The following is a 14,020-nucleotide window of genomic DNA, read 5'->3' on the forward strand; positions in this document are numbered from 1 at the left end:
TCCATCTCACCTTCATCCAAAAAATCGTTTAAAGGAATGAATCGTTGCTTGGCGATTTAAATCAGCAATCGAAGTTGTTAACGGGATCTCTTTAGGGCAAGCACGAACACAGTTACCTGAGTTCCCACAAGAAGTGAGACCATCCTCTAACATGATACGATCTAATCTCTCATGAGCTTGCATCTTTCCTGTAGGGTGATTATTGAAAAGCCGCACTTGAGATAGTGGTGCTGGTCCTATGAATCCAGAACGATCATTTACATTTGGACAAGCTTCAAAACAAAGACCACACGTCATACACTTACTTAATTCATATGCCCAACGTCGATCTTTTTCTGCCATTCTTGGTCCGGGACCTAAATCATACGTTCCGTCCACTTCAATCCATGCTTTTACTTTTCTTAACCCTTCAAACATTTTTTTACGATTTATGATCAAATCTCGCTCCACAGGGAACGCTGATAATGGAGCAATTCGAACAGGTTGTTCTAGTTGATCCACTTGCGTTGAGCATGCTTGCCGTGGTTTTCCATTAACTAGCATAGAACACGCTCCACAAACTTCCTCTAAACAAACCGACTCCCACTCCACTGGATTCGTTTTCTGACCATCTTTTGTATACGGATTTTTTCTAATTTCCATCAATGCCGTTATAATGTTCATGCTAGGACGATAAGGAATGAGAAATTCCTCTTCATACGTTTCGGAACTTGGGCCATTTTTTCGACTTATAATGAAGTGAATCTTTCTTTCATCCATCATGCTCGAGCACCCGCCTTCTTCGTTTTCGTATAATCGCGTTTTCGAGGTTCGATAAGGGAAGTATCAACATTTGCATAGGTAAACTCCGGCTGATTTGTTTCTTGATTATATGTTGCCATCGTTGTTTTTAGCCACTCTTCGTCGTTGCGATCTGGAAACTCTGGTTTATAATGAGCTCCCCTGCTTTCATTTCTTCTATATGCCCCTTGAATGATTACTCGAGCTAAATCCATCATCCCTCTTAATCCTCGAATAAATGACACACTATGGTTGTGATACTGCAAGTTATCATCGATTCCGATGTCATTATAACGTTCCATTATCTCCGTTAATTTTTCGTCCGTTCGAAGTAAATTCTCATTTTCACGAACGACCGTTACATTTTCAGTCATTAATTTTCCCATCTCTTGATGCAATGCAAAGGCATTTTCTTTTCCATTCATTGCCTTTATGGCCTTCACCTGTTCGATGTCTTGTTTTCGCTGTGCTTCACAAACAGCTGTTGCATTACCTTTTTCAGCAGGTTCAAGACCTTTTACGTATTCTGCTGCCGATGGACCTGCTACCATGCCACCATAAACAGCAGATAAGAGAGAGTTGGCACCTAATCGATTCGCACCATGCTGGGAATAATCACATTCTCCAGCCGCAAATAATCCACGAATGGACGTATGTTGTTTCTCATCTACCCAAATACCTCCCATCGAATAATGTACTCCAGGGAAAATTTTCATCGGAACACGGCGTGGGTCGTCCCCCATAAATTTTTCATAGATTTCTAAGATGCCCCCTAATCGCACATTCAGTTTCTCATTATCAATATGAGAAACATCGAGATAAACCATGTTTTCTCCGTCGATTCCGAGCTTTTGATTCACACAAATATCAAAAATCTCTCTCGTTGCAATATCTCTTGGTACAAGGTTTCCATAAGCAGGATACTTTTCTTCAAGGAAATACCATGGCTTTCCGTCTTTATATGTCCATACTCGAGCACCTTCACCTCTTGCTGATTCACTCATTAAGCGAAGTTTATCGTCACCTGGAATGGCTGTAGGATGAATTTGAATAAACTCTCCGTTCGCATAGGTGGCACCTTGCTGATATAAACGCCCAGCAGCTGAACCTGTGTTGATTAATGAGTTGGTTGATCGACCGAAAACCATTCCCGGTCCGCCAGATGCCATGATAACAGCGTCTCCTTTAAAAACATGGATCTCCATCGAATAGAGTTCTTGTGCTGTGATGCCACGGCACCTTCCATCATCATCTAGAATAGCTGAAACAAAGTCCCAGCCTTCAAACTTTTTGACGCGACCTTCATCTTCTAATTTTCGTACTTGCTCATCAAGTGCATAAAGGAGTTGTTGTCCTGTTGTCGCTCCTGCAAATGCTGTTCTTCGGTGTTGTGTTCCTCCAAATCTTCGGAAATCCAAAAGTCCCTCTGGCGTTCGATTAAACATGACGCCCATTCTGTCAAACATATGCAAAATTTTTGGCGCCGCTTGACACATGCCCCAAACTTGAGATTGATTTGCTAAAAAATCTCCACCGTATAATGTATCGTCAAAGTGCTCCCATGGAGAATCATTTTCCCCTTTCGTATTTATCGCACCATTAATTCCACCTTGGGCACATACAGAATGTGACCTTTTTACTGGGACGAGTGATAGTAAGTCCACATCTAACCCTTGTTCAACAAGTTTAATGGTGGCCATTAGTCCAGCAAGCCCACCTCCAACGACAACAACTTTTCCAGTACTCATTGTATCTCCTCCTCAAGACTTTTCCGTTTATACAAAAGCAAATATTGCTACCATTCCAACACCTGTAAGAAGAACAAACACGCCAATTGCTCCATATTTTGCTGCTTTCTGGGAATGCTCACTGACCGTAAGGCCCCACGTAATTAACATCGTCCGAAGTCCATTACTAAAATGAAAAGTAGCCATCGTGATTCCAATGATATAAAACAAAAGGAAAAATGGATTCGCTACAAGTTCTGAAACCATCTGAAAGTTGACTTCTGCTCCAAAAAACACTTGAACCCTAGTTGTCCAAACATGCCAAATGATAAATATAAATACTAAAATCCCAGAAAGACGTTGGAAATAGAAATACCAATTTTTTTCGTAAGAGTAGACACTCATTTTCATCTTTGCTTCTCGAGCAATAAATATCCCATATATTCCGTGAAATAAAAGGGGAATAAAGATAACAAATAGTTCAAGTGCATATTTAAAAGGTAGTTGATCCATTAAACCTGCGGCTTGATTATAGACCTCTTCTCCATAAAACGCCGTGTAATTAATCCCAAAGTGCACGAGTAAAAACACTCCGATGGGGATCAAACCAGATAGCGAATGTACCCTTCTCCAAAAAAATGCTCGATCTCGACTCATATTCTTGTTCCTCCTTATAAACCAGTGATGCACTGGTTATTTTTTGGGCTAACATTGAAAATACGGTGAATCTATCCTCCTCGCATCTTTACATTTCGTTTATATATATAATCAATAGAAAACTACAATAAGTGAAACATTTCACAAATGACACTAAAAAAATATATCGAAGAAAAGAACGCACAAAAAAACACAGAATTATGAATGATCAACTAAAAATTATCATTTACAATGATCTGAAAAGTGATATGTTTATATAATAATTAACGAGAAAAATATCTCCTACCTTCAGAATATAGGATGAAATGACTCTGCGCAATAGAATTCTGTTACACCTTTTCGTCATTTTCATTTTAGTCTTTGCAAAGCACTTTTTTCTTAGAAACCTGACGAGTGTATATCACCTAGTTTTCATTTTTTTATAAACCAAATCCCTTTTCCACTAGTTTTGTAAGTTTCGATAAAGCCCTAACTGCAGGGGCACCATCAATAACATTATGATCAACGGAAACTGTCACAAAAAGATACTCCCTTATTTCGATTCTTCCATCTTTCACTCCAGGTTTTTTAATAATGGAACCAACTGCAAAAGAAAGTGGATGAATACTTACTGGCATGACCCAACCATTAATTTTCCCCATCATTCCAACAGAAGTTATCATAACTGTCCCCATATTTTGTTTTGTTAGAAAAGGACTTCCAATTATTTTTTTCCATACTATTCCTCTAATAAATCCAGGCATGGAATAATATGCTTTCATTAAAAATTCATTTTTCCTCTCTCCTAGAACAAAATCACCTTCATCATCGATAGACTGTGTTTGTGCTCCTTTTATTTCATCGTGAATCTCTTCCATTCCTTTTTCATTAGTCTTTCGAATCACATAAGGTAATGGAACTTTTTCTCCTTCGATCTCTCTTTCAATCATGATCGAAATATCAACATCCTCGAAGATAACAATTTTCTTTTTTCCTTTTCGAACTCCATGAAGATCTTTACAATCTTCCACTGCTTTACTAATACATTTTATTAACCATGCATTGAAAGAAACATTCTGCTTTTGCTTCTTTTTTTCTAGAAGCATTTGACGTGCATCCGTAACATCCAGTTCTATTAATGCCCTTATATGGTGTTTCATTTTACTAGCAGCGCCAATGTCAATTGTCGCTATTCTACTCGACGGAAAAGAATCGATGCGGTATTCTCCTAGCTGTTTCATACACACTCCCCCTATTCACTATTATTATCGAAAAAATAAAGTATAGGTATACTCACTTATACAAGCCTTGGAAGAGAGAATTTGATTACGACAGGGGTTAATGACACGTAATTAATCGATGTTTTCTATTAAGGCTATCGTACCAATTCCACTTCATCTCAAATAAAATATAGCACACTTTTTTCAAGGTAGGGACGTATTCACTAACACCTTCACACAAATACCAAATTCTTTTATGTAGATGTTCTATTGAAAAAACTTCTATTCCTATTTTTTACTACAAAATTGCTACATTAAATTCGGACACAAATAAAAAAGACCAGATTTCTCTGATCCCTCTTACACCAATTTTATTTTTTTTCGAGCAACACACAACACTCCACATGTGTCGTCTGTGGAAACATGTCCACTGGCTGAACTTCTTTCGTTTCATACCCATGTTCCTCTAAATATTTCAGATCTCGAGCTAAAGTAGCAGGGTTACACGAAACGTAGACGATCCGATCCGGTTTCATCGTAGCCATCGTTTCCAATAGTTTTTCATCGCATCCTTTTCGAGGCGGATCAACAACAATCACGTCCGCTTCAATGCCTTGCGCTTGCCACCATGGCATGACGTTTTCCGCTTCGCCTACAACAAAGTCTGCGTTTGTCACGTGATTTAATTTTGCATTTCGTTTCGCATCCGACACAGCTTCTGGAACAATTTCCACACCATATACGTGTTTCGCTTTTTCGGCCAAAAATAAACTAATCGTCCCGATCCCACAGTAAGCATCTATAACCGTTTCTTTGCCTGTTAACTGAGCATATTCAAGCGCTTTTTCGTACAACACTTTTGTTTGCACTGGATTGACTTGATAAAATGATCGGGCGGAGATTGCAAATTTAATATCACCAATATAATCATGAATAACTTCCTCACCCCAAAGCACTTCCGACCGTTCTCCAAAAATGACATTTGTCCGTTTCGGATTAATGTTTTGAATAATCGACTTCACGTTAGGAAGTTCTTCTTTCATTGCATGAACGAGGTTTTTCTTGTTCGGGAGTTCTTTCCCTTTTGTAACAAGAACAACCATCAATTCATCTGTATGTTTTGCGTGACGAACAACAACATGCCGAAGCGTTCCTTTATGAATACGGTCATCGTAACCACGTATACCATAATCCTTCGCTAATTTTTTTACGAGCTGAACGACTTTATCATTGTGTTCGTGTTGGATGATACAGCTATTTATATCAACGATTTGATGACTTCTTTCTGCATAAAATCCAGTGACGATATTTCCACCTTGTTCCCCAACTGGAACTTGTGATTTGTTACGATAACGCCAAGGATCATCCATTCCTAAAGTAGGATGAACGGCAACATCATTTAACCCACCAATCCTAGCTAACGTCTCTTTGACTTGTTTTTGTTTGTACTCTAGCTGCCCTTCATAACTTAAATGCTGCAACTGACAGCCACCGCACCGATTAAAAACAGGGCAAGGAGCGTCTACTCGTTGGTTACTCTCTTTCATTACGTTCATCAGTCGACCAAAGCCATAATTCTTCTTCACTTGCACAACCTTAACTTCCGCTTTTTCTCCAGGTAATCCACCTTTTACGAACAATGGATACCCGCCCAACTTTGCTACACCAGCGCCATCGTGTGTTATATCCTCAAACGTCACATCTACCGTTTCGTTTTTTTCTACAGGGGGTTGTTGCTTACTCATCTTATCTCGATCCTTTCCGCTCTCCAATAATCGTCTGCCATTGATTGTACCACAACTGAACTCTTGAAAAAATTAGCATGGCTGATATGATATAGAAGGCTTACTTTACTGTGAGATTGCTCACGGATAGAGCAAAGGCGATTTAAATCAATGAGGTGAATAAAAGAATGGCAACACTGAAAAGAAATGACCCGTGTCTTTGCGGGAGTGGGAAAAAATACAAAAAATGCTGTTTAATAAAATTACAGGATAAACCAACGTTTGACCAAGCCGATCAGCGGGCGTTTAACGAACTATTACCGAAAATTTTTGATTATAGCAAAACCTTTGATGAGGAGATTCAACCCGTTTACGAACAATACGTTCATTCATTTGAGCGTCTACCAAAAGCTGATGCACAAGCCTTTTCTCAACTTTTGTTTCATTGGATGCTTTTTAATTATCCGTTAGAAAACAATAAAACGATACTTGATGATTATATTTCTACTCATTCATCAACGTATTCCGATCATTTCCAACAATTTTTACAAGACTGGAAGGCTCTAGAGCCAAAGTTATTTCGCATCACAAATTCTGACGCAAAAAACATGGTTGTTTATGACGTCTTTCAAGATCATTCTATGACATTGGAAAAAACACCAGCATCTGCGAATTTAAACGAAGGCGATAGGCTAATCGGGTTCTTATATCCAACTCCAAAAGGATACACTCTTGGAAATGACGCTATTGCGATCCCTAAAAAACTAGAAGAAGCATTTTTGGTGCAATGGGAAAGTATGAATCAAGTTAGCCAATTATCTAAGCATAAAAGCAATGAGACAGAGCAATCAATGTTTACGCGACATTTTCATGATGTGCTTGAAGTTCTCAGTTTGATTGCCGTTTCAGGAAAAACACTCCAAGCCGAAGAGAGTCTAGAAAACAAAAGCAAACAAGTCTTAACTCTATTAATGGATAAATTAGATTGGTCTTCGATCTCTTTCGCTCACTATTTACAAGCGAAAGTCACGTGGATTTCCTATGCAACAGAGCAATCTCCAAGAATTCAGAAACCTGAAACGTTTGCGGCCGCAATGGAATATTGGATAAGCAAGTTACATGATTCCACTCACGTTTCTCAAAAGAAACTTGCTGAAAAATATACGGTTTCAGCCGGGACCATTTCTAATAAATACAAAGCGATTAACGAAAACTAATTTAAAAAGGTGCAGTCTTCTTTTAGTAAAATGGGAGGGGACAGCACCTTTTTTAAAACAAAAAAAGGGCAGCGAATATTTGCATTCGCTGCTCTTTTATTTCCTTTATAAATTAGTAATCACTTTTTGCAGTTTCGCCTTTAACGATAGAGACGCCAGCACTTGCTCCAATTCTCGTCGCTCCTGCTTCCACCATCGCTTGTGCATCTTCAAGGCTACGAACGCCTCCTGATGCTTTGACACCAGCTTTATCACCAACGACACTTCTCATAAGCTTTACGTCTTCTATTGTCGCATTACCAGTTGAGAAACCAGTAGATGTCTTCACAAAATCAAGACCAGCTTTCAAAGCAATTTCACATGCTCGAGTTTTCTCTTCATCCGTTAATAAACAAGTTTCAAGGATCACTTTTGTTAATGCTTTTCCTTTAGCTGCTTCCACAACTGCTCGCATGTCAGCTTCCACAAGGTCATTGTTTCCATCCTTTAGTGCACCAATGTTTAAAACCATATCGATTTCTGTTGCACCATTTTCAATGGCATTTTTTGTTTCAAATGCTTTTGTTTCAGGAGTTGTCGCTCCTAAAGGGAACCCAACGACAGTACAAACATCGACGCCGCTTCCTGATAATAATTCTGCAGATTTCTTTACCCATGTTGGATTGACACAGACAGATGCAAATTTGTACTCTCTTGCTTCTTCACAAAGTTTAACGATCTGCTCTTGTTTTGTTTCTGGTTTTAATTGTGTGTGATCAATAATAGCTCCGATAGATTTACTCATGTCACTCATCCTTTCATATACCTAAGTTTATTTTAACTCATTTCCAAAAGAAAATTATACTATTTATGGGTAAAATCAAACTTTTACGCATAAACTTGATCTTTCACGGACAAATCTCCTATATTCACGCACAATCTGACTTTGTCCAACATAAATCCTGATTTTCCAGATACGTATTCCCATAACTAACTTAAAATCCCTCTTAAAAGAACATTCCAGCAATAGACGCATTAAGAAGTGACGCCAGCATACCTGCTGCAACTGCTTTAACTCCTAATTTTGCAATATCTCCTCGACGGCTAGGAGCTAGTCGACCAAGACCACCTAGTAAAATCCCTAAAGAGGATACGTTCGCGAAACCACAAAGAGCAAAACTAACAACTAAAATGGTTTTTGGAGATAATGTTTCCATAACATCTGTAAATGCTACATAAGCTACGAATTCATTTAAAACAAGTTTTTGTCCAATAAAAGATCCTGCTTGAAACGCTTCAGCCCAAGGTACTCCTATGGCAAATGCTAACGGGGCAAAAAGAATACCGAAAATGTTCTCTAAAGTAATTCCTTGTAAGTTAATGGTAGCATCGGAACCAAATAAACTTAAAAAGAAGTTAACGGTATTATTCGTAATTGTTTCTGCACCACCAAGAAGTCCATTGATTAATGCGATTAATGCAATAAATGCTAATAGCATGGCACCGATATTCAAAGCTAGCTGAAGCCCAGTGCTTGCTCCTCGTGCCGCTGCATCGATGACGTTATAGGACTCTTTATCATCATCCATTTCAACTTCTCTTTCATCAGAAGTTGCCTCAGGGTCTGTTTCAGGTAACATGATTTTTGCCATGATCAACCCGGATGGAGCAGCCATAAAACTTGCCGCAAGTAAATATTCAAGTGGAACCCCTAATAAGGAATACCCAATCAACACCGAACCTGCAACAGAGGCGAGTCCCCCAGTCATGACAGCAAATAATTCTGATCGAGTCATTTTATCGAGAAATGGTCGTACAACAAGCGGCGCTTCTGTTTGTCCTACGAAGATATTCGCTGCTGCCGATAATGATTCAGGCTTACTAGTACCAAGTAATTTTGCCAATCCTCCACCAATCACTTTGATAATTTTTTGCATAATTCCTAAATAATATAACACAGAGATGAGGGAAGAAAAGAAAATGACAACGGTTAGTACTTGAAAGGCAAAAATCATGCCAACACCTTCCGCTTCAAATAATCCTCCGAAAAGGAAATTAATTCCTTCATCTGTATACCCAACGACGTTATTTACAAGTCCAGTTAAGTTTTGTAGCTGATCTCTTCCAAATTCCCACTGAAAGACAGTAAAAGCAAAGATAAATTGTATTGCCAATCCACCGATAATTGTTCTCGGTTTGATCGCTTTTCGATTACTAGATAAAAGAAATGCGATAGATAGTACAACAAAAACACCCAAAAATCCCCATAAAATATTCATGTTAGTCACCTCTCGTCATAAGATGTATGTTTATATTGTTCAGACGTCTAACAACTTGTTAACAAGTATGACTATAGCAGATGACGTGAATATTTGTAAACCTTTTCATGAACTTTTTTTCATTTATTCTATTACTCTCTACTTATAGCTTATTTTGCGATTTCAGACCAATCCCGATAATGACTCCTCTTCCATTAATTGTTTAGCAGAATGGATGTCCGTGATGAGTACATTAGCATATCCTCCTACTAAAGCACCACGTATACCTTGTAATTTATTTTCGCCTCCAGCAACTAGTATGGAATACTCTTTCGAGCGCAGTTCTTCTAAATCGAGGCCTAGCGTTCTTGCATTCAGTTCTGAGTGACATATATCCCCTTTTTCATCAAAAAATCGCGAACTTATGTCCCCAACGGCTTTAGAATATATCACCTTTAAATCGTTATCGGAAAAATAACCAAGCTGAAACAAAATCGATTCCGTTTTAATCGGTCCAATCGTATACATAGCAATATTCGCACGTCTGCCTAGATCGAGGATATTTTTAATATAACGATCTGCTTCCATTGCTTGTTTTACAACGACGTGGTCAACAATTGCTGGAAGCGGAAGATGATGGGGAATGGTATCGTAAGCTTGACCGAACAAATGTAAAATCTCCCCTGCGTATGTGTTTGTTTCTGAATGACTGACACCACCTTTTAATTGGACGACTTTTACATTTGATACTTCTTTTGGAGTTAATTCTTTGGCAACTTTATGTAGCGTTGTTCCCCACGTTAATCCGATAATATCGTCATCTTTAACTATTTCATTCAAATATTGTGCCGCCATTCTTCCTAAATAGTACTTCGTTTGCTCTTCATCATCAGGCGTGTGGGCAATAAAAACTTTCTTCAGTCCGTATTTATTTTCTAGTTTCTTTGTCATATGTACCGTATCTTCTTCAGGATCAACAACGTTGATCTCAACAATTCCTTCTTGCTTAGCTAAATCAAGTAATCTCGACACAGTGGGACGTGACACACCTAACTTTTCTGCAATGACACTTTGATTGTAGTCATATACATAATACATACGAGCAGCCTCAATAACTTTGTTACGTTTTTCTTGATCCACCATCCATCACCTTCTTCCAAATAAATAGTTAAACGCTTTCAAAATAATGAAATTTTATTCATTTATAATCGAAATTTATTTCACAGTAATTATAAAACAATCGTACTATCGAAAGCAATTCAATCTCTTTTTTATATAATAAAATTGTGAAATCTTTTCATATATCCGCTGTTTTAGACTAGTACCAATGCTGTAATTGGTTTACAATAATATAGTAAGGGGTAAACCTTAAGCACCTGTCTATATTTTATTTTTATGAAGGGGTGCTTGTATTGGCTTTATCAAAAGAACAAGAAAAACGGAAAATCCCCTCGAAAAATCGTGGAGATGAAAAGCGTCATGATGAAAACGAGAGGTTTGAAAAACTTCTTGATAATTTAGAAGACATGACAACGAACGGCAGATTAAAGGACATGGCTTATCACTTTACAAATAAAAAAGAAGTGATTAAAGTCAATCTGCTAGCAGGAGTTGCCCGTGGTGTTGGACTTACATTAGGAACAGCAATTTTCCTAGGACTCTTCTTTTTTATTTTAACTCAGACGGTCTCCTTACCTTTAGTTGGGGAATACATCGCCCAGCTATTAGAAGCTATAGAGACTCAGCGAAATTAACTTATCGCATTTGAACAAAAATGATCAACTTATTTTACATCAAGGATCCACAGCATAAGGAAGTAAATTTTAAACGAGGTGATACATATGGATTGGTTAGGTATAGGTGTATTTATTTTATCGCTTGGCTTTGCAGGACTCGTATTCATTCTTATTCCTGTTATGAAAAAGCTATCGGCCACATTAGGAAATACAGCTGACACTGTGGCAACGGTTAACAAAAGTATCGGGGAAGTCACAGGAGAAGCAACGGTCATTCTGTTTAATGCTAATGAAACGCTAGTTGATGTAAATGAAAAAATTTCAAAACTCAACCCACTATTTGATATTATTCATGACACAGGGACATCTGCGCAGCATTTAACTTCTACTTTGGTTAAGTATACGTCTGGTAAAACGGACAGAGCAAAATCTGGAGTAGACGCTGTTGATCGAACTAACCTCGAAGGTCTCCTTCGTGGCGCAGCATTTATTTATTATTTAAGACAGGCAAAAAAAGAATACGACGCAAACAACTAAGTTTAAAACCCCTGAAAATTCAGGGGTTTTTGTTTTGTTATTAAGCTCATTAAGATCAAATAGTATCCGTTAGTTTACATGAGATCTTTCTTTTGAAAGTAGATACCACTTGCCCCTATAAATGCGATCGCATATATAGCTAATATTGTTAATGAAAACCCAATTCCTACACCTGGCATGATTTCATCTACTACGGCATATGCAGGTAGATCCAAGTGCGGTAAAAAGATAAACTTATACCATGCAGTATCTGCTAGTAACAAAGAGAATCCTTGCAATACAGAAGTAGAGAACAAAATAAATATAGAAATACCTACTGCCAATGTTTGACTCTTAAACAAAATAGAAAGAGAAAATGAAATGATCACAAACATAAGCATGTTCAAAAAGTACAATCCGATTTTTGCAGGAAAAATATTAGCAACTGTTGTATAAAGTGGTCCGCCATGAAAACTCATTTCCATGACTTGCGATGAATAACTCCCTGTTCCAAAAAAGATTGTCCCCATAAGAATATTTGTTAATATTAGCGTAACCATCATAACTATAGAGAAAGCTACTACTGTTATAAACTTTGAAAGTAGCACTTGCCATCTTTCATACGGACGAATGAGTAAATGTTTCATCGTTCCGTTATCTATTTCAGAAGAAACAATCGAACTTGCAACGATAACAGTGAAAAGCGTAATAAATGATGCGACACTGAGGACTGTTTCGTTCATAAATATCATATTATTCATTTCATTAGGATTGATCCCTGCTTCAAGTAGTTCTTCATTTTCTTGAATCGTCTGTTCTGCCTGAGCTTCCATCCACTCTTCATCCGTACCTGATTCTAATATCTCTTCTTGCTCAGAAATCTCTGTCTCTAACTCAATTGTCCATTCTCCCTCACCTTGGTTCGTTGAATCAGCAATAAAGGATTGATAGATAAACGTTAAACCGATCATAATAATAACAATTGCTCCTAGGAAAAACCACGTCTGTTTTTTATTCCACAGTTTGATCCACTCATTTTTTAGTAATGCACCCATTGGTTATTGCCCCTCCTTCATCTGAACGTTATCTTCTGATGTTAAGGCAAGGAATTTATCTTCAAGGGACGTTTTCTTTGATTCAATTCCATAAACATCAACTTCTGCTTCTACTAACTTACGATTTAACGTAGGGACAAGATTTTGGTTCATTTCTAGAATAAACATATGATCATTTTCTTGTTTAACGATACTTACACCATCCACCATTTTAATTACTTGTTCTGTTTGTTGTAGATGCTCTTTTTTCACTTCAATGGAAACGATTAATTTATCAGAATTACCATTTTCGCTTAATGAGGAAATATTGGAAACATCAATGATTTTCCCTTTCTCCATAATGACGACCCGATCACACATTAGTTGCATTTCTGAAAGCAAGTGAGAAGATACAAGCGTTGAAATACCTTGATTTGCAAGCTGTCGTAAGTAATCCCGAAGCTCACGAATCCCCTTTGGATCAAGACCATTTGTCGGTTCATCAAGAATTAATAAAGCCGGTTTATGTAAAATTGCTTGAGCCACACCTAATCTCTGTTTCATCCCTAAACTATATTTTTTCACTTTATCTTGGATGGCGTGACTTAATTTCACTAATTCTACAACCTCATCCATACGTTCTTTTGTAATTGGATTTTTGGACATTCGAGCATAAAGTTGCAAATTTTTGTATCCACTCATATAGTCATAAAAAGATGGATTTTCAACAATTGCTCCAATATCAGATTTACAAGCAAGTCCTTCTTTGTCTAAGTCAGCACCATTAATAAATACTTTCCCTTCCGTTTTATTAATCAGTCCAACGATCATTCGAATCGTTGTCGTTTTCCCTGCACCATTAGGCCCTAATAAACCGAGAATTTCACCTTTATTCATAACAAATGAAGCATCGTGGACAATTCGTTTCTTTCCACTTACTTGTTTCGTAAGCCCTTTTACTTCCATCACTGTATCACTCATACACTCACTCCTTTAGAACATTTAATCTTTGAAACCATCACTTTTCACACATGATATTTTTTCGAAATATGGTAGTATATAGAAAAGAGCATATTTTACTATACGGGGAAGTTGGTAAAATGTTTCATTTTTACAATTTTTTCATAGTCTCGCTAGATTATCACATGTTGAACTGTACCGAAACGTTCATTTTTGATTAAAAGGAGTGCTAT

General features: G+C 37.6%; 13 protein-coding genes. 3 read left to right on the forward strand and 10 right to left on the reverse strand.

What is annotated here, in order from left to right; genetic code table 11:
* Window positions 1-12: 12 nt before the first annotated feature.
* From sdhB to rlmD, 5 genes are all read right to left on the reverse strand, one after another.
* Window positions 13-762 (reverse strand): succinate dehydrogenase iron-sulfur subunit, encoded by a 750-nt coding sequence (gene sdhB / locus QDN89_RS11710; protein ID WP_280770323.1) that lies wholly within the window; start codon window positions 760-762, stop codon window positions 13-15.
* The gene (gene sdhA, locus QDN89_RS11715) at window positions 759-2,528 is read right to left on the reverse strand and encodes a succinate dehydrogenase flavoprotein subunit (RefSeq protein WP_280770324.1); all 1,770 of its coding nucleotides are present in this window, start codon (window positions 2,526-2,528) and stop codon (window positions 759-761) included. Before sdhA ends, sdhB begins: the two co-directional genes overlap by 4 nt.
* Before the next feature lie 27 nt (window positions 2,529-2,555).
* Entirely contained in the window at window positions 2,556-3,164 is a 609-nt protein-coding gene (locus tag QDN89_RS11720) for a succinate dehydrogenase/fumarate reductase transmembrane subunit (RefSeq protein WP_280770325.1), read from the reverse strand.
* A 419-nt stretch (window positions 3,165-3,583) separates the two neighbouring features.
* Window positions 3,584-4,384 (reverse strand): 2-oxo acid dehydrogenase subunit E2, encoded by an 801-nt coding sequence (locus QDN89_RS11725; RefSeq protein ID WP_280770326.1) that lies wholly within the window; start codon window positions 4,382-4,384, stop codon window positions 3,584-3,586.
* 350 nt (window positions 4,385-4,734) lie between these two features.
* A complete protein-coding gene (gene rlmD, locus QDN89_RS11730; RefSeq protein ID WP_280770327.1) occupies window positions 4,735-6,108 on the reverse strand; it encodes a 23S rRNA (uracil(1939)-C(5))-methyltransferase RlmD in 1,374 nt (457 codons plus the stop codon).
* Between the two features lie 167 nt (window positions 6,109-6,275).
* Here rlmD and QDN89_RS11735 point away from each other — a divergent pair, with 167 nt between their 5' ends.
* The gene (locus QDN89_RS11735) at window positions 6,276-7,304 is read left to right on the forward strand and encodes an SEC-C metal-binding domain-containing protein (protein WP_280770328.1); all 1,029 of its coding nucleotides are present in this window, start codon (window positions 6,276-6,278) and stop codon (window positions 7,302-7,304) included.
* Window positions 7,305-7,416: 112 nt separating this feature from the next.
* On the opposite strand, the gene deoC is transcribed toward QDN89_RS11735, so the two are convergent.
* The 3 genes from deoC to QDN89_RS11750 form a co-directional block, all read right to left on the reverse strand.
* Window positions 7,417-8,088, reverse strand: a complete 672-nt coding sequence (gene deoC, locus QDN89_RS11740; RefSeq protein ID WP_280770329.1) for a deoxyribose-phosphate aldolase — start codon at window positions 8,086-8,088, stop codon at window positions 7,417-7,419.
* A gap of 202 nt (window positions 8,089-8,290) precedes the next feature.
* Window positions 8,291-9,562, reverse strand: coding sequence for a NupC/NupG family nucleoside CNT transporter (locus QDN89_RS11745; protein ID WP_280770330.1), 1,272 nt, complete (start codon window positions 9,560-9,562; stop codon window positions 8,291-8,293).
* 162 nt (window positions 9,563-9,724) lie between these two features.
* A complete protein-coding gene (locus tag QDN89_RS11750; protein WP_280770465.1) occupies window positions 9,725-10,681 on the reverse strand; it encodes a DNA-binding transcriptional repressor DeoR in 957 nt (318 codons plus the stop codon).
* Between the two features lie 272 nt (window positions 10,682-10,953).
* On the opposite strand from QDN89_RS11750, the gene QDN89_RS11755 reads away from it, so the two are divergent.
* Together QDN89_RS11755 and QDN89_RS11760 are read left to right on the forward strand one after the other, a co-directional pair.
* On the forward strand, window positions 10,954-11,295 hold the full coding sequence (locus QDN89_RS11755; protein ID WP_280770331.1) for a DUF5665 domain-containing protein: 342 nt from the start codon (window positions 10,954-10,956) through the stop codon (window positions 11,293-11,295).
* 87 nt (window positions 11,296-11,382) lie between these two features.
* The gene (locus QDN89_RS11760) at window positions 11,383-11,814 is read left to right on the forward strand and encodes a DUF948 domain-containing protein (RefSeq protein WP_280770332.1); all 432 of its coding nucleotides are present in this window, start codon (window positions 11,383-11,385) and stop codon (window positions 11,812-11,814) included.
* Window positions 11,815-11,888: 74 nt separating this feature from the next.
* Here QDN89_RS11760 and QDN89_RS11765 read toward each other — a convergent pair whose 3' ends face one another.
* Together QDN89_RS11765 and QDN89_RS11770 are read right to left on the reverse strand one after the other, a co-directional pair.
* Complete coding sequence (locus QDN89_RS11765) at window positions 11,889-12,848, reverse strand: ABC transporter permease (RefSeq protein ID WP_280770333.1); 960 nt, start codon at window positions 12,846-12,848, stop codon at window positions 11,889-11,891.
* A gap of 3 nt (window positions 12,849-12,851) precedes the next feature.
* Window positions 12,852-13,808 (reverse strand): ABC transporter ATP-binding protein, encoded by a 957-nt coding sequence (locus QDN89_RS11770; RefSeq protein ID WP_280770334.1) that lies wholly within the window; start codon window positions 13,806-13,808, stop codon window positions 12,852-12,854.
* Window positions 13,809-14,020 lie beyond the last annotated feature (212 nt).

Origin of the sequence: Salipaludibacillus daqingensis, from assembly GCF_029891575.1 — a bacterium.
GTDB lineage: Bacteria > Bacillota > Bacilli > Bacillales > Salisediminibacteriaceae > Salipaludibacillus > Salipaludibacillus daqingensis.

Excerpts from the sequence above, each read along its gene's own strand:
- sdhB (WP_280770323.1), bottom strand. The coding sequence starts at position 762 with ATGATGGATGAAAGAAAGATTCACTTCATTATAAGTCGAAAAAATGGC.
- sdhA (WP_280770324.1), bottom strand. The coding sequence starts at position 2,528 with ATGAGTACTGGAAAAGTTGTTGTCGTTGGAGGTGGGCTTGCTGGACTA.
- QDN89_RS11720 (WP_280770325.1), bottom strand. The coding sequence starts at position 3,164 with ATGAGTCGAGATCGAGCATTTTTTTGGAGAAGGGTACATTCGCTATCT.
- QDN89_RS11725 (WP_280770326.1), bottom strand. The coding sequence starts at position 4,384 with ATGAAACAGCTAGGAGAATACCGCATCGATTCTTTTCCGTCGAGTAGA.
- rlmD (WP_280770327.1), bottom strand. The coding sequence starts at position 6,108 with ATGAGTAAGCAACAACCCCCTGTAGAAAAAAACGAAACGGTAGATGTG.
- QDN89_RS11735 (WP_280770328.1), top strand. The coding sequence starts at position 6,276 with ATGGCAACACTGAAAAGAAATGACCCGTGTCTTTGCGGGAGTGGGAAA.
- deoC (WP_280770329.1), bottom strand. The coding sequence starts at position 8,088 with ATGAGTAAATCTATCGGAGCTATTATTGATCACACACAATTAAAACCA.
- QDN89_RS11745 (WP_280770330.1), bottom strand. The coding sequence starts at position 9,562 with ATGAATATTTTATGGGGATTTTTGGGTGTTTTTGTTGTACTATCTATC.
- QDN89_RS11760 (WP_280770332.1), top strand. The coding sequence starts at position 11,383 with ATGGATTGGTTAGGTATAGGTGTATTTATTTTATCGCTTGGCTTTGCA.
- QDN89_RS11765 (WP_280770333.1), bottom strand. The coding sequence starts at position 12,848 with ATGGGTGCATTACTAAAAAATGAGTGGATCAAACTGTGGAATAAAAAA.
- QDN89_RS11770 (WP_280770334.1), bottom strand. The coding sequence starts at position 13,808 with ATGAGTGATACAGTGATGGAAGTAAAAGGGCTTACGAAACAAGTAAGT.